Origin of the sequence: Streptomyces sp. NPDC088733, from assembly GCF_044751185.1 — a bacterium.
Taxonomy (GTDB): Bacteria; Actinomycetota; Actinomycetes; order Streptomycetales; family Streptomycetaceae; genus Actinacidiphila.
The window spans coordinates 282,979-304,833 of sequence record NZ_JBIVLH010000002.1 but is presented as its reverse complement, the minus strand read 5'-3'; the positions used below and the strand labels follow the sequence as shown (position 1 = coordinate 304,833).

Annotated in this window: 21 protein-coding genes and 1 riboswitch; of the genes, 6 read left to right on the top strand and 15 right to left on the bottom strand. The window is 72.9% G+C overall.

Translation table 11 applies throughout. The features are described 5' to 3' along the window. Positions 1–46: 46 nt before the first annotated feature. Genes ACIP64_RS04770 through ACIP64_RS04760 form a run of 3 tightly spaced genes read left to right on the top strand, consistent with a single transcriptional unit; the run spans position 47 to position 3,958 of the window. Complete coding sequence (locus ACIP64_RS04770) at positions 47–919, top strand: ABC transporter ATP-binding protein (protein WP_401581841.1); 873 nt, start codon at positions 47–49, stop codon at positions 917–919. Continuing rightward, positions 916–1,887: an ABC transporter substrate-binding protein gene (locus ACIP64_RS04765; protein WP_401581839.1), complete on the top strand. Its 972-nt coding sequence runs from the start codon at positions 916–918 to the stop codon at positions 1,885–1,887. The genes ACIP64_RS04770 and ACIP64_RS04765 overlap by 4 nt, the downstream gene beginning before the upstream one ends. 4 nt (positions 1,888–1,891) lie before the next feature. Next, the gene (locus ACIP64_RS04760) at positions 1,892–3,958 is read left to right on the top strand and encodes an iron ABC transporter permease (protein ID WP_401581837.1); all 2,067 of its coding nucleotides are present in this window, start codon (positions 1,892–1,894) and stop codon (positions 3,956–3,958) included. A gap of 27 nt (positions 3,959–3,985) precedes the next feature. Here ACIP64_RS04760 and ssuE read toward each other — a convergent pair whose 3' ends face one another. The 11 genes from ssuE to ACIP64_RS04705 form a co-directional block, all read right to left on the bottom strand. Beyond that, a complete protein-coding gene (ssuE, locus tag ACIP64_RS04755; RefSeq protein WP_401581835.1) occupies positions 3,986–4,543 on the bottom strand; it encodes an NADPH-dependent FMN reductase in 558 nt (185 codons plus the stop codon). 89 nt (positions 4,544–4,632) lie between these two features. Beyond that, positions 4,633–5,409 (bottom strand): alpha/beta hydrolase, encoded by a 777-nt coding sequence (locus ACIP64_RS04750; RefSeq protein WP_401581832.1) that lies wholly within the window; start codon positions 5,407–5,409, stop codon positions 4,633–4,635. 1 nt (position 5,410) lies between these two features. Beyond that, the gene (locus tag ACIP64_RS04745) at positions 5,411–6,445 is read right to left on the bottom strand and encodes an LLM class flavin-dependent oxidoreductase (protein WP_401581829.1); all 1,035 of its coding nucleotides are present in this window, start codon (positions 6,443–6,445) and stop codon (positions 5,411–5,413) included. A 9-nt stretch (positions 6,446–6,454) separates the two neighbouring features. After that, positions 6,455–7,831 (bottom strand): NtaA/DmoA family FMN-dependent monooxygenase, encoded by a 1,377-nt coding sequence (locus tag ACIP64_RS04740; RefSeq protein ID WP_401581826.1) that lies wholly within the window; start codon positions 7,829–7,831, stop codon positions 6,455–6,457. A 27-nt stretch (positions 7,832–7,858) separates the two neighbouring features. Then, entirely contained in the window at positions 7,859–8,725 is an 867-nt protein-coding gene (locus tag ACIP64_RS04735) for an ABC transporter ATP-binding protein (protein ID WP_401581823.1), read from the bottom strand. Next, positions 8,722–9,621 (bottom strand): ABC transporter ATP-binding protein, encoded by a 900-nt coding sequence (locus tag ACIP64_RS04730; RefSeq protein WP_401581820.1) that lies wholly within the window; start codon positions 9,619–9,621, stop codon positions 8,722–8,724. The genes ACIP64_RS04735 and ACIP64_RS04730 overlap by 4 nt, the downstream gene beginning before the upstream one ends. Beyond that, positions 9,618–10,502: an ABC transporter permease gene (locus tag ACIP64_RS04725; protein WP_401582385.1), complete on the bottom strand. Its 885-nt coding sequence runs from the start codon at positions 10,500–10,502 to the stop codon at positions 9,618–9,620. The genes ACIP64_RS04730 and ACIP64_RS04725 overlap by 4 nt, the downstream gene beginning before the upstream one ends. A gap of 2 nt (positions 10,503–10,504) precedes the next feature. Beyond that, positions 10,505–11,533, bottom strand: coding sequence for an ABC transporter permease (locus tag ACIP64_RS04720; protein ID WP_401581817.1), 1,029 nt, complete (start codon positions 11,531–11,533; stop codon positions 10,505–10,507). A gap of 31 nt (positions 11,534–11,564) precedes the next feature. After that, positions 11,565–13,139 carry an ABC transporter substrate-binding protein gene (locus ACIP64_RS04715; protein ID WP_401581815.1) on the bottom strand — a complete coding sequence of 525 codons (1,575 nt, stop codon included), beginning with the start codon at positions 13,137–13,139 and terminating at the stop codon, positions 11,565–11,567. Between the two features lie 490 nt (positions 13,140–13,629). Further along, a complete protein-coding gene (locus ACIP64_RS04710; protein ID WP_401581812.1) occupies positions 13,630–14,544 on the bottom strand; it encodes a DsbA family protein in 915 nt (304 codons plus the stop codon). Next, positions 14,541–14,975 carry an RrF2 family transcriptional regulator gene (locus ACIP64_RS04705; RefSeq protein ID WP_401581810.1) on the bottom strand — a complete coding sequence of 145 codons (435 nt, stop codon included), beginning with the start codon at positions 14,973–14,975 and terminating at the stop codon, positions 14,541–14,543. Before ACIP64_RS04705 ends, ACIP64_RS04710 begins: the two co-directional genes overlap by 4 nt. Positions 14,976–15,111: 136 nt before the next feature. Here ACIP64_RS04705 and ACIP64_RS04700 point away from each other — a divergent pair, with 136 nt between their 5' ends. After that, a complete protein-coding gene (locus ACIP64_RS04700; RefSeq protein WP_401581808.1) occupies positions 15,112–15,618 on the top strand; it encodes a cupin domain-containing protein in 507 nt (168 codons plus the stop codon). 78 nt (positions 15,619–15,696) lie between these two features. Here ACIP64_RS04700 and ACIP64_RS04695 read toward each other — a convergent pair whose 3' ends face one another. The 3 genes from ACIP64_RS04695 to ACIP64_RS04685 all read right to left on the bottom strand — a co-directional run bounded on the left by ACIP64_RS04695 (position 15,697) and on the right by ACIP64_RS04685 (position 18,744). Beyond that, complete coding sequence (locus ACIP64_RS04695; protein ID WP_401581805.1) at positions 15,697–16,626, bottom strand: hypothetical protein; 930 nt, start codon at positions 16,624–16,626, stop codon at positions 15,697–15,699. 234 nt (positions 16,627–16,860) lie between these two features. Continuing rightward, positions 16,861–17,586 (bottom strand): alpha/beta fold hydrolase, encoded by a 726-nt coding sequence (locus ACIP64_RS04690; protein ID WP_401581802.1) that lies wholly within the window; start codon positions 17,584–17,586, stop codon positions 16,861–16,863. A gap of 72 nt (positions 17,587–17,658) precedes the next feature. Continuing rightward, positions 17,659–18,744, bottom strand: a complete 1,086-nt coding sequence (locus tag ACIP64_RS04685) for a PP2C family protein-serine/threonine phosphatase (RefSeq protein ID WP_401581799.1) — start codon at positions 18,742–18,744, stop codon at positions 17,659–17,661. Positions 18,745–18,959: 215 nt separating this feature from the next. Between ACIP64_RS04685 and ACIP64_RS04680 the strand changes: the two genes are divergently transcribed. Then, on the top strand, positions 18,960–20,171 hold the full coding sequence (locus ACIP64_RS04680) for an acyltransferase (protein WP_401581797.1): 1,212 nt from the start codon (positions 18,960–18,962) through the stop codon (positions 20,169–20,171). Positions 20,172–20,243: 72 nt separating this feature from the next. On the opposite strand, the gene ACIP64_RS04675 is transcribed toward ACIP64_RS04680, so the two are convergent. After that, a complete protein-coding gene (locus tag ACIP64_RS04675; RefSeq protein ID WP_401581796.1) occupies positions 20,244–20,945 on the bottom strand; it encodes an alpha/beta hydrolase in 702 nt (233 codons plus the stop codon). Between ACIP64_RS04675 and ACIP64_RS04670 the strand changes: the two genes are divergently transcribed. Further along, positions 20,946–21,419, top strand: coding sequence for a hypothetical protein (locus ACIP64_RS04670; protein WP_401581793.1), 474 nt, complete (start codon positions 20,946–20,948; stop codon positions 21,417–21,419). Between the two features lie 116 nt (positions 21,420–21,535). Beyond that, positions 21,536–21,683: riboswitch (cobalamin riboswitch) on the top strand. The last annotated feature ends 172 nt before the right edge of the window (positions 21,684–21,855 follow it).

Below are 21,855 nucleotides of genomic sequence, written 5' to 3'. Positions count from 1 at the left end.
CCAGGGGTGGTCGGAGGCACTAGTTAGGTTAGGCTAACCTTCGTATGTGAGTTCTGGTGAAGAGACGACCGCGGCCCCCGGCGTGCGCGGTCACCGGTTGTCGGCGCGGGATGTGACCGTGTCGTACGGCGGGGCGGACGTCGTGCACAACGCGGCGATCACGCTCCGGCCCGGTGAGGTGACCGCCCTTGTGGGCCCCAACGGCAGCGGCAAGTCGACGCTTCTGCGGACCGTGGCACGCCTCCAGCGGGCCCGCGGCGCCACGCTGACGATCGGCACGGCGGACGGGGACACCACCGACGCGCTCGCCCTGACCGCCCGTGAGTTCTCCCGCAGGGTCGCGCTGCTGACCCAGGGGCGCCCCACACCGGGCGGCCTGACCGTGCGCGACCTCGTGGAGTTCGGCCGCTACCCCCACCGGGGGCGCTGGGGCCGTCCCGACCCCGACGGGCCCGCCGCGGTACGGCGTGCGCTCGCCCTGACCGGCGTCGAGGACCTGGCCGGACGGGGCGCCGAACACCTCTCCGGCGGCCAGCTCCAGCGGGTCTGGCTGGCGAGCTGCCTCGCCCAGCAGACCGGCGTGCTGCTCCTGGACGAGCCCACGACGTACCTCGATCTGCGCTACCAGGTCGAACTCCTCGATCTGGTCCGGGACCTGGCCGACCACCACGGCATCGCCGTCGGGGTCGTCCTGCACGACCTGGACCAGGCGGCCGCCGTCGCCGACCGGATCGCGCTGCTGTGCGCGGGCCGGATCGTCGCCGACGGCCGTCCCGAGGACGTGCTGACACCGGAACGACTGACCGACACCTACGGCATCCGGGTCGAAGTCGACATCGACCCCCTGACCGGCCTGCTGCGCACCCGCGCCGTGGGCCGCCACCACGCACGACCCGAAAGGCTCAGTACCACCTCATGAGAAGCCCGTTCATCGTCATGGCCGCCGCCGCCGCGGTCGTCGCCCTCGCCGGCTGCGGGACCACCGAGCGCGCGGCCGCCGGCGCCGGCAAGGCCGCCCAGGGCATCACCCTCACCGACGCGACCGGCGCCGAGGTCACCCTCGACGGGCCCGCCAAGAAGGTCGTCGGCACCGAATGGAACGTCGTCGAGAGCCTCGTGACGCTCGGGGTGGACCCGGTCGGCGTCGCCGACGTCAAGGGCTACACGACGTGGGACACCTCGGCCCCGCTCACGAACACGCCCAAGGACATCGGCACCCGCGGCGAGCCCAGCATGGACACCATCGCGTCGCTCTCGCCCGACCTGATCGTCGCCACCACCGACCTCCAGGCCTCCGCCGTCGCGCAGTTGAGGAAGATCGCCCCCGTCCTCGAGGTCCGCTCCGCCGACGCGGCCGACCCGGTCGGGCAGATGAAGGAGAACCTCGACCTCATCGCCGAGGCCACCGGCACCGCGGCCCGCGCGGACGAGGCGAGGAAGGCGTTCGACACCAAGGTCGCCGAGGGCGGCAAGGCCCTCGCGGACGCCGGCCTGGACGGCGCGAGGATCGCGTTCGCCGACGGCTGGGTCGCCTCCAACCAGGTGTCCGTCCGCCCCTACACCAGCGGCTCGCTCATCGGCGGCGTCAACGAGGCGCTCGGCCTGAAGAACGCCTGGACCATGAAGGGCGACAAGGACTACGGCCTCGCCGCCACCGATGTCGAGGGCCTCACCGGCCTCGGCGACATCCGGTTCGCGTACATCGGCAGCGACAGCGAGCCCAGCGACGTCTTCGCCGACGACCTCGGCAAGAACGCCGTGTGGAAGTCCCTGCCCTTCGTGAAGAAGGGCAACGTGCACCGACTGCCCGACGGCATCTGGATGTTCGGCGGCCCGCGGTCGATGGAGTCGTACGTCGACGCCCTCGTCGCCGCACTGACGAAGTAGCACCATGGCCGTCACCGCAACGACCCCCGCCACCCGGCCGCGCGCCGCCGCCTCCAGGACGGGCGCGGCCGCGGTGACGGCCGTGCTCGCGCTCCTGGTCGCGGTCCTCGCGGTCGTCGACATCACCCAGGGCACGGCGTCCGTCGGACCCGCCGAGGTGTGGAAGGCACTCGCCGGCCGGGCCGACCCCGCCGACGCGTCCGTCGTGATCGCCTCACGCCTGCCCCGGACGGCCGCCGGCCTCCTGGTCGGGGCAGCACTGGGCGTCGCCGGAGCGGCACTTCAGGCTGTCAGCCGCAATGTGCTCGCCGCTCCCGACACGCTCGCCGTGAACGCCGGGTCCTACCTCGCCCTCGGCCTGCTGACCGTCGGCGGAGTGTCGCTCCCGCTGCTCTCCTCCTCAGGGGTGGCCTTCCTGGGCGGCCTCGCGGCCGCGGCCGTCGTCCTTTCGTTGTCCGGACTGGGCGCGGGCACCGTGCGCCTGGTGCTGGCCGGGAGCGCCCTCACCCTCGGGCTGTCCTCCGTCACCGAGGGGCTGATCCTGCTCTTCCCCCAGCAGACCAACGGCCTTTACCAGTGGAGCCAGGGCAGCATCGGCCAGAACGGCTTCGACGGCGTCGTGCGGATGGCACCCGTCGCCGTGGCCGCCCTCGCCGGACTGCTGCTGACGGCCCGTCGGATCGATGCCCTCGCGCTCGGCGACGACGCGGCACGCGGTCTGGGAGTGCCCGTCCGGGGCACCCGGATCACGGTGGTCGTACTCGCCGCGCTGCTCTCGGCCGCGGCGGTCACGCTCGCCGGGCCCATCGGCTTCGTCGGCCTGTGCGCGCCCGCCCTCGTCCGGCCGCTGACCCGGCGCTTCCGGCGGCTGGTCAGGAGCCGGGTGTCCATGCCGGTCACGGGCCTGGTCGGCGCCGGCCTGGTGCTCGGCGCCGACGTGGCCCTGCGCACGGTCGTGAACGCGCAGGCCGCCGTCGCCGTGCCCACCGGCGTCGTCACGAGCCTCGTCGGCGCGGTGTTCCTGGTCGTCATGGCGCTGCGCGTCCGGGAGACGGCCGCGGTGAGCGCGCCGGACCGGCTGCGCATCCCGGGCCGAACCGCGTTCCTGGTGACCGTGGGCGTCCTCGTCGCCGCGCTCGTGGGCGTGGCCGTCGCCGGCGTGCTGCTGGGCGACACCAAGCTGCTGCTGGGCGACGTGGTGAACTGGGCGCAGGGCAGGGCCGGTCAGGCCGTGTCGTTCGTTCTCGACACCCGCGTGCCGCGCGTCCTGGCGGCGCTCCTGGCGGGGGCGGCGCTGGCCCTGTCGGGGACGCTCGTCCAGGCCGTCACCCGCAATCCGCTCGCGGAACCGGGCATCCTCGGGGTCTCGGGCGGAGCCGCGCTCGGTGCCGTCCTGTACGTGACGACAGTGCCCGCCGCGGGGTCGTGGAGCGTGGCGGGAGCGGCGTTCGCCGGTGCCGGCGTGACCGCCCTCGTCGTCTTCGGACTCGCGGCGCGGGGCGGCTTCCAGCAGACCCGGCTGGTCCTCGTCGGCGTCGGCGTGTCCGCGGCGACCACGGCCCTCATCAGCCTGCTCATCGTCCTCACCGACCCGTTCAACGCGACGAAGGCCCTGACCTGGCTGTCCGGTTCCACCTACGGACGCACCGCGCCCGACACGCTGCCCGTCGCCGCCGCCCTCGCCCTGGGCATCGCGGTCGCGGTGGCCCGGCGCGGCGAACTGGACCTCCTCTCCCTCGACGAGGACACCCCCCGCCTCCTCGGTCTGCGACCGGGCCGGGCCCGGCTCGGGATCCTCGTGACGAGCGTGCTGCTGACCGCCACCGCCGTGGCCGCCGCGGGCACGATCGGCTTCGTCGGACTGGTCGCCCCGCACGCGGCGCGGGCCCTGGTGGGCCGTCGGCACGTGCGGGTCGTCCCGGTCGCGGTCCTCCTCGGCGCGGTGCTCGTCTGCACCGCCGATCTCATCGGCCGTACGGTCATCGCCCCGGCGCAGCTCGGCGCCGGGCTCATGACAGCCGTCATCGGCACGCCGTACTTCCTGCGGCTGCTGCTGCGCACCCGTCGCTGAGCCGTCACGGCGATGGCGGCGCGGCGCTCATCCCGTGGGCGCGAGGGCTGTCGTACGGCCTCCGAGGGCGGCGGAGAAGCGGTCGGTGACCTGGACCAGGGCCTCGGCCGCGGCAGGCGCGACGGTCAGTGCGCCGTCGTCGGCCACGGTGATGTCCTTGTCGAGCGTGAACCAGCCCGGCACGATGTGCGCGGCGCCCATGGCGCTCAGCACCGGACGCAGCGCGTAGTCGATGGCCAGCACGTGGGCCGTGCTGCCGCCGGTGGCCAGCGGCAGCACCGTCTTGTCGGCGAGCGCGTACTGCGGGAGCAGGTCGAGCAGCGACTTGAGCAGCCCCGAGTAGGCGGCCTTGTAGACGGGTGTGCCGATCACCACGCCGTCGGAGCGCTGGAACAGGGCCGCCGCCTCGGTGACGGCCGGGTGCCGGAAGTCGGCGCCGAGCAGCGCTTCGGCGGGCAGGGTGCGCACCTCCAGCGAGACGACGTCGTGGCCCTGGAGCCGCAGGCGTTCGTCGAGGTGACGCAGCAGACGTGCGGTGCGGGAGGTGGCGGAGGGGCTTCCGGAGACGGACAGGATGGCGGCCATGCGGACCTTCCGGGTTCGGGGTATGGACGTACCGGGTGGGGCGGTTCGCCACTGGGTCAGGGGCGCGGGGGAGGTGTCGGCGGCGGTGGTCACCAGGCGCTCGACTCCACCGTGACGACGGGCATGAGGCCGTCGCGGAGCGCCTCCAGGAACAGCACGACCTCGGCCGCGACCGAGCGGTGCTGAAGGTCGTTGAGGACGTCGTGGTGGGCGCCCCGGACCACCGACAGGCGTGCCCGGGGCAGGGACTTGGCGGTACGGGCGAGCGCGTCGCGGTCCGCCAGCGGATCGGCGTCACCGACGAGGAGCAGGGCGGGGACGTCGGCCTCGGTGTCGTGGGCCGCCGCGAGCAGGGCATCCGGCAGGGCGTCGCCGAGCGAGCCCCGGCTCACCCGCGGGTCCTGCGTGAGCGTGCTCCGGTGCGCGGGGCAGGAGGTGCGGACGTCCAACTCGGCCTCCCAGGTGCCGGGCGCGGTGGCGGCCCGGCCCGGAAGACCCGCGAGGACGACGGCGTCCGGCCGTCCGGCATCCGTCCCTTCGGTGCTCGCGACGAGGGCGAGGAACGCGGCGATCGCCACGGCGCCGGCGTCGGCTCCCACGAGGACCAGGGGCCGTACCGGGCCGTCCTCGCCGGCGGCGCCCTCGACGGCCTCGGCGAGGCGCCTGCCGAGCGCGGCCGACGACTCCGGCGCATCGGCGGTGCCGACCGCCGGGGCGTCGATCACGCGGACGCGGTAGGCGTCGGCGGCCAGCCGCCTGCCGAACCGGGCGTAGGTCGCGCGTGTCTCCCCGCGACCGGGCACCACGACGACCGTGCCGCGCGTGCGCAGGCCTTCGGGGGCGTGGTGGTCGGTGTATTCGGTCATGTCAGACTCCCGCGGGTTCGGGCCGGGGTGCGCCGGCGGGCTGCCAGCCCAAGGCGGGGGCGATCCGCGTGGCGATGAGTTCCAGGGCGCGGAGCGCCGCGTCGTGGTCGGGGACCGCGGGGTTGAACTGGGTGATCAGATCGGTCGCGACCGGCAGCACCCTCTCCTGCCGCAGCGCGGCGACGATCTCCTCGGGAGCTCCGTGGAAGGCATGGAAGCGGCGCAGGGCCTCGGCCACGTCCAGGCCCCTCGGAAAGGCGCCGCTGTCCGCCATGCGCGATGCCGCCCGGAGGACGTCGTCGCCGATCTGCCGGAGCGCGGTGCGCTTGTCCTTTGCGGGGAACACGAACCGGGACAACCCGATCCGTGGGCGGCGCGGCTGCTCCCAGGCGGCGAGGAAGGCGTCCGCCCACGGGCGCTGCACGGTGTCGGTCGGCGCGTCGAACCCGTACGCGGCCCGGTTGAGGAGCAGATTCGAGCCGGCCGCCGCGGCGTACGCGGCGCCCTGCGCGCTGAACACGCCCTGCCAGACGCGGTCGGTGACGTCACCCGTGGCGGGCTGCACACGGAAGCCGGGCGCCCGCACCTCCTGGCCGGCCAGGGCCCGGCGCAGGATGTCGAGGTGCGCGCTGGTCAGTTCACGCCTGCGCTCGATGTCCTTGCCGAACGCGGCGTACTCCAGGCCGTTGTAGCCGCTGCCCACGCCGATCTCGACGCGGCCGCCGCTGAGCGTGTCGACGGTGGCGACGTCCTCGGCCAGACGCACCGGGTCCTCCAGAGGAAGGACGGTGACGGCCGTGCCGAGCCGGATACGGGTGGTCCGTGCCGCGGCGTGGGCGAGGAAGGTCCACGGCGAGGACAGCCCGCCACCGCCGGCGGGCACGTGGTGCTGGGCGACCCAGCCGACGTCGAAGCCGAGTTCGTCGGCGGCGACGAAGAGTTCCTGGGCGTTGCGGTAGGTGCGGGCCGGGTTGTCGTCGCGGCTTTGGACATGGGTGAGGAAGCCGAGCCGGAAGCGCGGTGTCGCGGAGGTCATGGGCCGGCCTCAGTCGTTGACGAGATCGTCGGTGAGGCCCTCGACGAGGCCGTCCACGAGCCGGCGTCCCTCGGTATGGCGGTTGGCCGGGACCGGCAGGCCGAGATTGCCGCGCAGGGTGTCGGCCTCGTACTCGGTGCGGAACAGGCCGCGTTGCTGCAGGATCGGGACGACACCGTCGACGAAGAGGGCGAGTTCGTCGCTGGTGCGGAAGGCCAGGTTGATGCCGTCGAAGGTGTCGGCCAGGAACCACCGCTCGATGGTGTCGGCCACGGTGTCCGGCGCCCCGACGAAGGGCGAGACGCGGAACTCGTTCACCGAGTCCGCGATCTGACGCAATGTGAGGTTCTCGGCCCTCGCCCGCTCGATGATCCGTGCGGCGCCGGTCCTGCCGCCCTTCTCGGCGAGGTGGGCGACGTCCGGGAACGGCGCGTCGAGGTCGTGCGCGCTGAAGTCGTACGCGCCGAAGGCGCGGCCCAGCAGCGCGAGGTTGCGGTCGAAGTCGTTGTCCTCCTCGAAGATCTCCCGCTCGCGGCGCCGGGCCTCCCCGTCGGTGGCGGCGACGACGGGACTGCCGTGGATGAAGATCTTGATGTGGCCGGGGTCGCGGCCGTGGGCGGCGGTGCGCCGCTTGATGTCGGTGTAGTAGTCGTGGGCCTGTTCCAGGGACCCGCCGGGCGCGTAGATGCCCTCGGCCACCCGCGCCGCCAGGTCGCGCCCCTCCTCGGAGACCCCGGCCTGGAAGATCACGGGCTGGCCCTGCGGCGACCGCGAGAGGTTGAGGGGGCCGGCGACCTTGAAGTGCTCGCCGACGTGGTCGAGCGCGTGCAGCTTGGCCGGGTCGAGGAAGAGGTTGCGGTCCACGTCGGCCGGGAACGCGTCGTCCTCGTAGGAGTCCCACAGACCGCGGGCCACCTGGACGAACTCCAGGGCCCGGCCGTACCGGGTGGCGTAGTCGAGGTGCTCGTCGAACCCGAAGTTCCGGGACGTGCCGGTGTCGAAGCTGGTGACGACGTTCCAGCCGGCGCGGCCCCCGCTGATGTGGTCCAGGGAGGCGAAGCGCCGGGCCAGGTTGAAGGGCGAGTTGTAGGTCGAGCTGGCGGTGCCGACCAGGCCGATGTGCCGGGTGTGCGTGGCCACCGCCGACAGCAGGGTCAGGGGTTCCAGCCGGTTGAGGTAGTGGGCCGGGTAGGTGGCGTTGATGAACTGGCTGTCGACGATGAAGAGGGCGTCGAAGAGGGCGTGCTCGGCCGCCTTGGCCTGTTCGATGTAGTAGTTGATGTCGATGCTGGCGTTCTTGGCGACGCGCGCGTCCCGCCACAGGCCGTGCTGGCCGGGGCCGCCGACACCGTAGGGGTGGAGCGCGAGGTGGATCCTGCGGGACATGGTGGCTTCCTCCTGTGTGTGGTGGGCTCAGGCGTCGAGCAGGGTGCGCAGGGCTTCGCGTTCGGCACGGTCCGCGGGGGAGGAGTGCAGCGTGGGCGCGGAGCCGACGAGCAGGCGTGTGTACGGGTGCCGCGGCCGGCCGACGATGTCGCGGGCGGCGCCGGCCTCGACCAGTTCGCCCCGGTAGAGCACGGCGATGCGGTCGGAGACACCGGCCACGGAGCCGAGGTCGTGGGAGATGAGGACCAGGGCGACGCCGGAGGCACGCAGTTCCTTGAGGATCTCCAGGATCTGCACGCGGTTGGCCGAGTCCAGGGCGCTGACCGGCTCGTCCAGGACGACCAGCCGCGGATCGGTGATCAGCGCCCGCGCGACGGCGACCCGTTGGCGCTGACCGCCGGAGAGCTCCCCGGGCAACCGGTGCAGCAACTCCTCGTCCAGGCGCACGCGGGGCAGGAACGCGCGCACCCGCTCGGCCGCCGCGGCGCGGGTGTCCCCGCGAAGGAGCAGCGGCTCGGCCAGGGACTCCTCGACGGTGAGGTCCGGGTCGAGACTGCGCAGCGGGTCCTGGAAGACGTACTGGACGACGCCGCGGCGGCGCAGGGCACGCCATTGCCGGCGGCCGTGGGCGCTGACGTCCTCGCCGCCGACGGCGACCGAGCCCGCGGAGGGGCGCACCAGGCCCAGTACGGCGCGCGCGAGGGTGGTCTTGCCCGATCCGGTCTCACCGATGACGCCGACGATCTCGCCCGGCGCGACGGTCAGCGAGACGTCGTGCAGGGCCCGGCGGCGACGGCGGCCGAGGCCGTAGTGGACCTGGAGTCCGGCGACCTCCAGGACGGGGGCGCCCGGTTCGCCGCCGGCGGAGCGCGCTGCGGGCGGTTCGGTGGTCAACGGTCCTCCTCGGGGGTGCGGAACTTCTCCAGGCCGTACTGCTGGTGCTCGGCGACGAGCAGGCGGGTGTACTCGTGCCGCGGGGCGTGGAGTACGGCGTGCGTCGGTCCCTGCTCGACCACCTCGCCCTGGCGCATGACGAGGACCTCGTCGCACAACTGGGCGACGACGGCCAGGTCGTGGGAGACGAGGACGAGGGCCAGCCCTGTGCGGTCGCGCAGTTCGGCCAGGAGGTCGAGGATCTCGGCCTGGACGGTGACGTCGAGGGCCGTCGTGGCCTCGTCGGCGATGAGCACCCGCGGGTCCGCGGCGATGGCCGCCGCGATCAGGACCCGTTGGAGCATGCCCCCGGAGAGCTCGTGGGCGTACTGGGTGAAGACGAGTTCCGGATCGCGCAGCCGGACCGCCCGCAGCAGTTCGACGGCACGGTCGCGTGCCTCGCGCCGCCTCAGCTTCTTCTTGGCCCGGACGACCTCGGCGATCTGCGGACCCACCCGGATCGAGGGGTTCAGATAGGACGCGGGGTCCTGGAAGACGGCGCTGATCACCGCGCCCCGCAGCGCGGTCCACTGCGGAGGCGTCAGCGTCGCGATGTCCGTGCCGAGGATCTCGACCGAGCCGCCGGTCACCTCGAAGTGCGGGGGCAGGATGCCGAGCGCTGCGCGGCAGGTGAGGGTCTTCCCGCTGCCGGACTCTCCGACGATGCCGACCGCCTTGCCGGGGGTGAGTTCGAAGGTCGCGCCGTGGACGATCTCGCGGTCACCTGCCCGGTCGCCGATGTGCACGTCGCGCAGGGACAGCACCGGCGCCGGCGGGCCGGCTTCGTCTCCGCCGGCATCGCCGGGCACGGCGCTTGCGGTCTGTCCGGGGTCGAGGTTCTCGGACACGGTGGTCATCGCGCACCTCCGGCGGCGTCGATCCGGTCTCGGCGGTTGGCACGGGCCTTGCGGGCGTTGACCAGCGCGCGGCCCGCCTCGCCGGAGACGTCGCGGATCGCGTCGGCGAGCTGGTTGCCGGCCCAGACGGCGACCATGATCAGCAGGGCGGGTGCCAGTGGCGCCCACGGCTGCTGGCTGAGGTAGCCCAGGTCGTAGGCGAGCAGGCCGCCCCACGTGGGCGCGGGAGGCTGGACGCCGATGCCGAGGAACGTCAGGCTCGACACGATGACGAAGCCGAGTCCGATCGTCTGGGCGAACGCGACGGCGATCGGCGGGAGCACCTTGACCCAGACGTGGCGGCGGACGATCCAGCCGATGGAGGCCCCGGAGATCAGCGCGGCCTCCACGTACGGCGCCCGGGCCACGGCGAGGGTCGCGGCGCGGGCCACCCGGTAGAACAGCGGCGACACCAGGGCGCCGGTGACCAGCATGGCCTGGGTGATGCCGTTGCCGAGGAGGGCGATGACCGCGACGGCGAACAGCAGGAACGGCAGGGCGACGAGCGTGTCGGCCAGACGGAGGGTGATCCACTCGAAGACCCGGCCGAGATGGACCGACAGGATGCCGGGGACCGCACCGACCACCAGGGCGGTGAGCGCGACCTCCAGGGAGCCGAGCACGCTGACGCGGGAGCCGTCGAGCAGCCGGCTCAGCACGTCACGGCCGAGGTAGTCGGTGCCCAGCCAGTGGGCCGAGGACGCGCCGGCGAGCGTGTCGGCGCCGGTGGCCAGGGGATCGGCGGGGGCGAGTACCGGGCCGAGGGCCGCCAGCAGCGCGATCACGGCGAGGACGGCCGCGGCGATCCGGCCGGAGGGGAGAGCGAGGACGCGGCGCACCATGGTCATACCCCCCGCTGGGCGGCCGGCGTCACGCGCGACAGCACCAGGTTGACGATCAGGTTGAAGGTGACGACCAGGACGATCGACACCACGAGGACGCCCTGCACGGCGGGTACGTCGCCCGCCTGCGCGGAGTCGTTGGCGAACCTGCCGAAGCCCTGGAGACCGAAGATCCACTCCGTGACGACGGAGGCACCGACCAGCGCGGGGAACTTCAGCCCGACGGTCGCGAGCGCCGGCCCGATGCCGTTGCGCAGGACATGGCCGAAGAACACACGCCGTGGGCTGAGGCCCCGTACCACCGCGCCGGTCACGTAGTTCTCGCGGTAGGCGGCGACGAGGCTGGTGCGCAGTTGGCGTGCGACGTCCGCGACGACGTCGAGGCTCAGGGCGACGGCGGGCAGGGTGATGTGCGCGAGCCACGGGCCGATGCCCTGCTCCGCCGGGACGTAGCCGGCGGAGGGGAACAGGTGCAGTTCCACGGCGAGGACGGCGACCAGCACGATGCCCACCACGAAGGGGGGCATCACCGAGATCACCGTGACGAAGCCCGTGATCGCGCGGTCGAGCCAGGTGGTGCTGCGGAGCGCCGCCACCGTGCCGAGGGCGAAGCCCACGGTCACTCCGAGGACCAGTGCGAAGGTGGCGACCGAGAGGCTGACATCGAGGCCGAGGCCGATGAGGGTGGAGATGTCGGCACCGTTGGTCCAGCTGGTGCCGAGCTGTCCGTGCAGGATGCCGGTGAACCAGTCCCAGTACTGCACGAGGAAGGGCCGGTTCAGCCCCCAGTGGGCCTCGACCCTGGCGATCGCCTCGGGGGTCGCGTCCTCGCCCAGCTGGATCCGCGCCGGGCTGAGGCCGCTCAGCGACCGCAGCGCGAAGGTCACGAAGGTCGCGACCAGGAACACGGGTACGAAGATCGCGACCGAGCGGGCGAGAGCGGTCAGGATGCGGCTCGCGGTCCGCCGGACCCTGATCGCGGCGACACCGCGATGTCGGGCGGAGGTGACCGGCAGGGCGGTCGTCGTCATGAGGGTGCCCCTTTCTGCGGCGGACGGGCGGTCAGCCGCGACCGGAGATCGTCACGCCGGTCCAGTCGAGGTGGGCCGGGTTCTTCGGCAGGGCCGATATCGACCGGCTCTTGGCGAAGAGGTTCGGCGAGGAGTACGTGAAGACCAGTGCCTTGGTCTGCAGGCCCGCCCGGGTCGCCGCCTGCAGGGTTTGCGCGTAGTCCGGAGCGTCCAGCGGGGTCCGGCGGACCTTGGCGACGGCCGCCTCGAAGCCGGCCGGCTCGTACGGCGAGCTGAGGTTGAGCGGGCCGTCGGGGCCGAAGTGGGCGGTGAGGGTCTGCGCGGCGGAGTCACGTCCCGTGGTGCCGTAGAGCGAGAACGTCAGGTCCTTGGCGAAGAAGGGGGTGGCCCAGTTCTTGTCGATCTTGATGTCGACGGTGATGCCGACGGCGCCCAGCTGCGACTGGACGATCTCGGCCTGCGGGTCCTCCGCCGGGATGACCAGGTCGAGCTTGATGTCCCCCGGCTTGTGGCCCGCCTCGGCGAGCAGCTTCCTGGATGTCGCCGGGTCGTACGGGTAGGCGTTCTCCGACCGCGGGTCGTAGGCCACGTAGCCCTTGGGGAACGGCTGGTCGGTCGCCTCGCCGTAGCCGAAGGTCAGCTTGTCCACGAACTCCTTGCGGTCGATCGCGTGGCGGACGGCGTCGACGACCCTGTCGTCGTCGAACGGTGCCTTGTTGATGTTGAGGCTGATGTTCGACGCGTTGTAGCCGGGCTGGACGAAGACGTCGAGGCCGGCCTTCTTGGCGGCGTCCGCCTGACTCGGTTTGATGTCGGCGAAGTTGTAGACGCCGGTCTGCAGTCCGGAGACCACGGTCGACGCGTCGGGGGCCGAGACCAGTTCGACGTCGTCGATGTGGATGTTCTTCGCGTCCCAGTAGTCCGGGTTCTTCTTCAGCAGCACTTTGGTGCCGGGAATCAGCTGCTCGACGACGAAGGGCCCGGCGCCGACGGGATCCTGGTCCAGTTTCTCCGGGTGCGCGGCCGCCTTGGGGCTGGCGATCTGCAGCACGCGCTGACCGAGCAGTTGCGGGATCTGGTAGTCGACCTGCGTGAGGTGGACGACGGCGTCCAGTCCCTCGGCGTCCACGGACCCGATCGAGGTCAGGTCGCCGAAGAGCGCCGAGTTCTGCTGCTTCTTGGCCCGTTCGACGGCCGCCTTGACGGCGGCCGCGTCGACCGGCTCGCCGTCGCTGAACTTCAGGCCGGGGCGCAGATGGAAGGTGATCTCGTTGCCCTCGGCGTTGTAGTCCCAGCTCTCGGCGAGGTCGGGGACGGCCTTGCCGTTTTCGTCGGTGCGTGTCAACGATGCGTACACCAGGGCGAGTTCGCGGAACTGGGCGCCACTGCCCGACACCACCGGGTCCCAGTGCGCGGGGAAGTAGGACGAGGCCCACTTCAGCGTGGCGCCGGCGGTCGCGGCGCCCGTGCCGTCGGCGCACCCGCTGAGGCCGGGGGCGAGTACGCAGACAAGTGCCGTGCCGAGGGCCGCGGCGCGCGGCCGGGCCGTTCGCCGGGCGGATCGCGGGTCGGTTCCGGAAGGGCGGGTGCTGAGTCGTCCGGGCATCTCAAGGCTTTCTGCGAGGGCCCCGGCCCGTCTCGGGGCGGGCGGGGGCGCGGCGGCGGGCGCGGTTCGCACCCGCGCCGGAGCCGGCTCGTGCCCCTCCGGACGTGCCGGTGTGCGCGCGGACGCACACATCGGGCACGCCGCGCTCAGGGCAGGGCGTCGGCAGGTACGCGGGGGCTCACCGGGAGAAGGGCGAGGGGAGGCGGCGAAGCGCGGGGGCGGCGCGGGCGACGGGCGCCCGCGGCGGCTGAGCGGCGGGACGGCCGGCGCCGACGGGAGGGGTCAGGCGCCTGTGGGCCGGGGCGGCGGCCGGTCAGCGACAGAGGGCGCTGGAGGTGCGCCGCAGGTCCACGTAGCGGCACACCACACCGGGGTGCGTCGTGAGCATGGTGCACATCCTGGCGACCGCCGCGAACGGCTGTCAATAGACACCAATTGGTGTCTCATTGGGCGGGACGCGGTCCTGATCGGCCGTCAGAGGCCGTCCGGTTCAGCAGGTGTGCGCGCCGCCGCGGGTCGCCGGGTGCACGGCGGCCTCCTCGGGGTCCAGCCACAGGGGGCCGTTCCCGGTGTCCACCCGGACCGCCCCCGGCGGTGGCCACGGGCCTTCCGTCAGCAGCTCGCGCTCCGGGCCGGTGAGGCTGCGGTAGGAGCGAAGGGCCTGCGCCGGCGGGAGCGGGGGCACGGCGGCCGTCAGTCCGGGGCGCAGCTGCTCCACCGCCGCGGTGTACTCCTCGTAGGTCCGCCAGCCCGGCACCACGCGGTGCTCCGCCGGGGCGCGGACGAGCAGCGTCGGCAGCGCGTACCGGTACCCGCCGTCGCCGGTCTCCTTCGCGCCGCCGGGATGCGGCGAGCGGCCGGACACCGACAGCACGTCCCGCACCGGGCGCCGCGCCTCCGCCCGGTCGGCGCGCACCCGCTCCCGTACCTCGGCGGACGCCGCGTCGGCCGACAGCCGTTCCAGGTCGAGACCGGGCACGCCCCGTACGGCGGCCAGCGCCAGCGCGGGTGTGTCCGCCGGTTCCCCCAGGACGAACACGGTCTCCCGCAGACGGCGCAGCACCCGCTCCGCCACCTCGCCGCCCTGGAACTCCGCGGCCTTGGCCGCCAGCGAAGACGGCCAGGAACTCGCCGCCACACGGTCCAGCCGCGGCGCCCGCGGTGCCCGGGTGTGGGCGGTGATCCCCTTGATGTAGGCCGTGTACCAGGCCGTCTCCGCGGCGGGGTCGGGGGCCGGATCGTCGTCGAGGTCGAACAGCAGGCAGTACACCCGGCGCCATTCGACCCGCCCGGCCAGCGCCGCCCTCAGCCTGCGGAAGACGGGCTCCGATCCCCAGGCCCACGGACACAGCGGATCGGTGTACTCGACCACCTCCACCGCGGGCGGGGGAAGTCCGGCCGTCACGCGGCTCCCTTCCGGGCCGGTTGTCCCGCGGCGTCCGCCGGCAGCAGCGACAGCAGGGTCACCCCGCCGAGGATCGCCGCCGCACTCGCCTCGACCTGGCGCCACACGCCGGGCAGTCCCGAGGCGGCACCGGGATAGTCGAGCCCGGCCGGCGACTCGCCCCGCAAGGTGATCAACTCGCCGTCCACGGCGAGTGAGACGTCCAGGAGGGTGATTTCCCCGGCGGGCCGGCCGAGCCAGTAGCCCCCCTCGCAACCGCGCTGACTGCGCACCAGCCCGGCCTTGCGCAGCTCGCCCACCACGGACTTCAGGAAGCGGAACGGGATCTGCTGCGAGGAGGCGATCGCCTCGCACGTCAGGGGACGGGCGGGCTCACAGGCGAGCTCCAGGAGAGCGCGCGCGGCGTAGTCCGCCTTCGCGGAGATATGCATGGGCACATCATGCCGGACCTGCGGCGGCCGACCGGGGCCCGTGCGGTTCGCCCGCCCTATTGCGGCAGTATTGCCGCAGGTGAAGGGCAATGGACACTTCTTGACATCCTTTTCCGGGCGGCTCTACCGTCCCGGCATGAGCGAGCCGTTGACGAACCCCGGTGAGGGCTTCCACCCCCATCTCCCCGACACCCCCGGGCACGGGACGACGCCCCTGCGCTCCCGGCTGCACCACATCCGCGCGGACTCCCTGGACGGCGGGACGGCGCAGACCGGCGGGATGCGCCGGTTCGCCGCCGTCAGCGGGAAGACCGTGGGATCCGAGAAACTGTGGATGGGCCAGACCCATGTGGCCCCCGCGGCATCGTCCTCCGACCACCACCACGGCGAGTCCGAGACCGCCATCTACGTGGTGAGCGGGCACCCCGAGTTCGTCTTCCTCGACGGCTCCGGCGAGCCGCCCCGTGAGGTGCGGCTGCGCACCGCACCGGGCGACTACATCTTCGTCCCGCCGTTCGTGCCGCACCGGGAGGAGAACCCCGATCCCGCCGAGGAGGCCGTGGTCGTCATCGCCCGCAGCACCCAGGAGGCGATCGTGGTCAACCTCCCGGGGCTGTACGCGCTTCCGGCCGACGAGGCCTGAAAAGCCTTGTAGCGTACGGGAGTTTGCGCGGCCAGCGGAAAGTCCCGTCACGCCCCGTTCGCGGGGCATGACGGTGTGTCAGTTGACGGACGGGCCGCCGAGGCGTTCCAGGAGGAGCCCTTCGCGGGTGGACCACGGGCAGATGGTCACGCTGCGGGCATCGCAGGCCTCCATCAAGGCCTCCGCCACGAGGGCTCCGGCCAGGGACTGCCCGGCGCGGTGCGCGGAGATCCCGGGCAGCTTGTCCCGGCTCCCCGGCGTCGTGGCCGCCAGCAGCGGGATCGCCTCCCGCAGGGCGGGCAGGGTCAGCCGCTCCGGCGTGCGGGCGCGCCTGTCCCGGCCCGCCGCGAGCCGGGCGAGCTGGGTGAAGGTCTTGGAGCACGCCAGGACCGCTCCGCCCGGCTCGGCGCGGGGCAGTTCGGTCACCGTCCCCAGATACCGGCGCAGTTCCCGCCGCAACTCCGCCAGTTGCTCCGCGGACGGGGTGGTGTCGCCGGACAGGTGCTTGCGCGTGACCGTGCGGGCGCCCAGCGGCAGCGAGAGCACCGTCCGGGGCCGGGCGTCGGTGCCAGAGGCGATCTCCACGGTGCCGCCGCCGATGTCCAGGACGAGCAGCGGGCCGTCGACAGGACCCGCCCAGCGGCGCGCTGCCGCGTAGGCGAGCCGCGCCTCCTCCTCACCGGGCAGCACACGCAGCTGGACGCCGGTGGTGTCCGCGACCCGTTCGATGACGTCGTCGCAATTGGGGGCGTCCCGGATCACGGAGGTGGCGAACGCGAAGACCTCCGGCAGCCGGAGCCTCGGGTGCGCGGCGACCACCTCGGCCACCGCCTCCTGCACCGTCCTGACCCCGGACTGGCGCAACTGGCCCTCCGGGCCCAGGCTGTGGTGCAGTCCCAACCGCACCTTGTGGGAGAGCACGGGCTCCAGCTCGCCGTCCTCCGACCGCCGCACCACCGTCAACAGGGCGCTGTGGCAGCCCACGTCGAGGACCGCCGCCTGCCGCATCGCACGACCTTCCCGCACCACGAGCCTTCCCTCCCTGAGCCGTTCCGTTCTCCCCGGCTCCCTGCCCGGGGCGGTCGCCATGGACGGTGACCAGCACATCGGGGCACCGCGTAGCCATCATGTCACCGCCGGTTCCCGCTCCCTGGTCCGGCACGCCCTCCGGTACGCGACTCTGTTGCCCGGCGCACGGATTCTGACGCCGCCCTGCCGCACCGGTCCGGGCCGTGACGGCGGTCACACGTGACGTGCGACGAAGTCCCCTATGCCCCGTGCCACTTCCTCGGGGTGGGTGATCAGGGCGTCGTGAGGGCCGGGGATCATGACCGGGCGCATGCCGAGCCGTGCGGCGAACTCCGCACCCGGCCGGGGCAGCGCCCGGTCGTCCGTGCTGAGGAGGTAGAGCAGGGGGATGCCGAGCGACGCCAGATCCGGGGCGTCGAAGGGCTCGGTCTCGTAGTGGCCCGGCATGGGAGTGACCAGGGCCGCGACGAGGCGTTGCAGGTCCTCGGACCGGCCCTGGAGGAGGTACGTCCGGACGAAGTCGAAGTCGATCGGCCACGCATGGGCGGGTGAGTCCAGCAGTGTGCGCACCCCCGGCTGCATCTCCGGCAGGAGTTCGTCGAACGTGCTCCTGCCTGGTGCCGGCAGGAGGGCGTTGCAGTAGATCACCGCCGCCACCCGCCTCCCCAGCGCGAACGCCGCGTTCGTCACCGGGTAGCCGCCCCAGCTGTGGGCGACCAGGACGACGTTCTCCGCATCGAGGCGCTCCACGCGGCGGACGATATGGCGTACGGCATCCTCCGGGCGAGGGGCCACGGTGTCGTCGCCGTCGGCGAGACCCGGAAGCGTCAGCGCAACCGCCTCGTTCCCCGCGGCCCTCAGGAGCCGGGCCACGGGCTGCCAGGACCAGCCGCCGTGCCACGCTCCAGGAACCATGACAAAGGGTGACGATCGCGTCATACGTCCGACGCTACGTTCCGTACTGCTCCGGGGACCCGCCGGCCGCGACAAGTTTGACGCCCTTCTTACGGTTCACACCCGGCGGACGGCCAGCAGAGCCGCGTCGTCCGCGAGTTCGGAGCCGACGTAGGCGCGGACGTCCGCGAGCAGGTCGTCCAGCAGGTCCTCCGGATCGGTGGCGGGCAGGGCGCTCAGCCGCTCGGTCAGTGGGTAGAAGCGGTCCGCGGCGTCCCGTGCCTCCGCCACGCCGTCCGTGTAGAGCAGCATCAGGTCACCGCTGACGAACGGGACGGGGCAGGCGCGGTAGTCCCTGCCCACCAGCCCCTGCAGCCCCAGCGGCGGTGCGGCGACCGACGGGATCACCTCGCGGCAGCTGCCCGCGTGCCGGAGCAGCGGCGGCGGGTGCCCGCAGTTGACCACGGCCGCCGGTCCGGGTGCGTCCGGGACGCTGACCAGTACCGCCGTGACGAACTCCTCCCTCGCCGGGCGGCGGACCAGCGCCGCGTCCAGCCGCTTGGCGACCTCCGCCAGCTCCGGTTCCGCCCGCGCGGCCTCGCGGAACACCCCGAGCACGTCGGCCGCGGTCTCCACGGCGGCCAGGCCCTTTCCGCGTACGTCCCCGATGATCAGGCGCACTCCGTAGCTGGTGGGTATCGCCTCGTACAGGTCACCTCCGATGCGTGCCTCTGCCTCTGCCGCCACATAGCGCACCGCCATCACCAGCGGCCCCAGCCGTCGCGGCACCAGCCTCAGCAGCGCACGCTGTGCCGCCTCGGCGACCGTGTGCACCTTGGCCAGCTCCCGTTCCTGGCTGGCCACCACCACGACGCCCGCACAACTGAAGAAGGTGGTCGCCACGATCGTGGCCGCCGCGGTCGCCAGGACGACGGCGGGCACGCCGACGTCGTAGATCGCCAGGGCGGCGAAAAGGCCGCACGCGACCGCTCCCGCCGCCGCTGGGACCGTCGCCCGGCGGGCACCCGCACTCGCCAGCACGGGGAGAGCGGCGAGGACCGGGGAGAAGGTGACATTCGTCCCCACCGCGAAGTCGGCGGCCACGCTCATCAGGACCAGCGCATAGCCGGTGATCTTCAGCTTGCGCGCCCATCGCGGCAGCCACGGTTGGCCGCCGCCCCTCTTGCCGAAGACACCAGGCATGGCACCGTCCTCTTGCCGCGTCGTGCCCTCCTCCCTTCCACGGTCGCTCGCCGGCCGCCCTCCCGCTACCAGCGGCTCCTGCGGCCACGGCGTCCGGCCGTAGCGGAGCGTGATGCCCCCCCCCGCACTGCCGTACGTCCCGCGTCGCGGGGGTAGCGCCCGGCGGCCGCCTTTCCAACACTGGTGACGTACCGGCGACAGGGGGGGGCACCGACATGGCGACGCGCGCGGAACCGGCGCAGGCACCGCTGCCGGAGCGGCGGCGGCCGGAGCTGGACACCATCCGGATGCTGGTCGTGATCGGCCTGGTGTTCTTCCACTCGGCGCTCGTCTTCGCCGCCGACGACGACTTCTATGTCAAGAACGCCGAGACCACCGAAGCCGTCATGATCATCGCCGGGTTCGGGGTCGTCTGGGCCATGCCGCTGCTGTTCCTCATCTCCGGCCTCGGCGCCTGGCACTCGCTTCAGCGCCGCGGTGCGGGCGGCTTCGCCAGGGAGCGGCTGCTGCGGCTCGGCGTTCCGCTGGTGTTCGCGACCCTCGCGCTGAACCCGCTGCCGCAGTGGCTGCGGCTGCGCGCGGCCGACGCCGGCTACCACGAGTCGTACCTGGGCTTCCTGCCCCGCTTCTTCGACGTGCACCTGGAGCCCGCGGAGTTCCCCTTCCTCGTCCAGGGCGAGCACTTCGAGACCGGCCACCTGTGGTTCGTCGTGCTCCTCCTGGCGTTCTCCCTCATGCTGGTGCCGTTCCACCGGTGGCTGCCGCGCGAGCGTGTCCGCCGCATCGGCGACCGGGTGGCGGAGACGACCCTGCGCCGGCGGGGCGTCGTGCTTCTGCCGGCCCTCGTCCTCGCGGCGATCTGTGCCCTCGCACGGCTGGAGGAGGACTACGCGGGCTGGCACCGCTGGTCTTACCTGCTGTTCTTCGTCGCCGGCTTCGTACTCGCGGGCGACGACCGCTTCCGCACCGCGATGCGGCGCGACGCCGGGACCGCGGCCTGGCTCGGCGCCCTGCTGTTCGCGGCCGCCGGTCCTGGCTTCGCGCTGGCGGACGAGCCCTTCACCGAGATGACCGCCCTGGCCACCGCCTCCCGGGCGCTGTTCGGCGCGGCCGGATGGTGCCTGGTGGTCGCCATCCCGGGCCTCCTCGACCGTCGGCGGCTCAAGCGACCGCGTGCGACCCCGCACCCGGCCCCGACGACGCGCCGGCGCCTCTACGGCTATCTCGCCGCGGCCGTGCTGCCGCTGTACGTCCTGCACCAGCCGATCGTGGTCGCCGTCGCCTACTTCGTGACCGGCTGGTCCGCGCCGATCCTGGTCGAGTACGCCGTGCTCGTGGTGATCGCCCTCGTCCTCACCCTCACCGCGTACGAGCTCCTGGTCCGCCGCACGCGGGCGACCCGCTTCCTGTTCGGGATGCGGCCCTAGAGGCGACTCCAATGTGCTGGTGACTGCCGCTCGTTGACAGCCGCCGCGCGGCGACCGTCCTCATCGCCGCCATCAACGACTGGCTGTGATCCCCGGGTCTGCCCGGGCCGGTGCGTCTGGGGCGTCTAGCAACTCCAGAAGCAGGTCGACGACCAGCTCCGGCCGCCCCACGAACGGCGAGTGCCCGGTCTGCCACTCGCGGACGGAGTCGCAGCGCGCGGCCATGACGTGCTGGAGTCCGGGATCGATGGCTCGGTCCTTCGCGCACACGACATAGGTGGAAGGGGCATGTTTCCAGCTTTGGCGTTCCGGGACTCCTCGACCGCAGCCCGCCGCCTGGGGTCGAAGCAGTCCCACTGCCCAAGCGGCCAGGTGCTCGGGGCAATCCGCGTACAGCGCGTCCACGGCCCCGCTTGGTTCAAGGCGGGTAGAACCGTCGTTCTGGGGCTCGATTGCGGCCTTCAACTGGCTGGAGGCGCCGCCCAAGCCCGCCGCGCTCTCACCCGCATCCGGCACGAAGGCCGCCAGATACACCAAACGCTCGACTCCATGCAGACCAGTGATCACGGACCCTCCGTAGGAGTGGCCCAGCACCAAGGGAGGCGCCTCCAGCGCGTCAACGGCGGCCTGCACCGCCGCCGTGTCCGCGGCCAACGAGCCTCGATGCAGTTCGGGAGCGACCACGTTCACGCCGACAGCCCGCAGACCCTCGGCAACCCGGAGGAAGTGCTCCGGCTGGTGGTACAAGCCGTGAACCACAACTGCGCTGGTCACTTGACCACCCCCCGGATCGACGTGCCGAAGAAGATGATCCTGGACATCGGAGAGCCCGTCAGTGATGCATCTCCGATGCACGCCCTAGCATGGCCGGAGGCCGAAGCGCGCACGCTGGGGGCGGACATGAAGCGCAGGGTGGGGAGAGCTGCCGCGGCGGCGTACGTCGTGCTGATCGGGGGCCTCGCCGTGGCGGGGGCCGTCCACGAGCAGGCCGTCTACTACCTGCTCGCGGTCGCGCTGACCCTGCCCGCGGGGGCCGTGGCGCTGCCGGCGATGTACGGGGGCTATGCGGCGCTCTCCGCGGTCGGCGGGATCTGGTCCCCCGTGGCCGGGCCGGGCGGTGAGGAGGCCGATTGGCTGAGCCTCGGCAGCACGACGCTGAACGTGGTGCTGCTGACGTGCGCCGCGATCGTCAACGTCGTGCTGCTGGAACGGGCGTTGCGCCGACGGCGGAGGCTGTCCCACCGCTGATCCGCTGCCGCGACCCGCCGTCCCGGAATACGGGCACCGCCGCCCATGGCGGCCCCCGGAGCCGTAGGCTGGCGGACGCAGCTGGTTCGCCCCCGTCCGCCAGGCGGGACGCGTCGTAAGAGGGAACCCGGTGGGAATCCGGGACTGCCCCGCAGCGGTGAGTGGGAACGAGCGCCGTCATACGCACTGGGCCCGGCCGGGTCTGGGAAGCGACGGCCAGTAGGTGTCTGCCCCCGGCAGGCGTGCCCGCGAGTCCGAAGACCTGCCCGCTGCCCGTGCGCGACCGAACGCGCGCGGACATCCCGGTGACCTCGAGGGCGGGTCGGCGTACATACCTGGCGGATGACCGCGCCCCGCCGCGCGTGTTCCGGCCGCCGGTCTGCGTCGCCTTCGCGCTCTCGACCCGTCCCCGGGATCTCAGGGATTCATCTCGCGA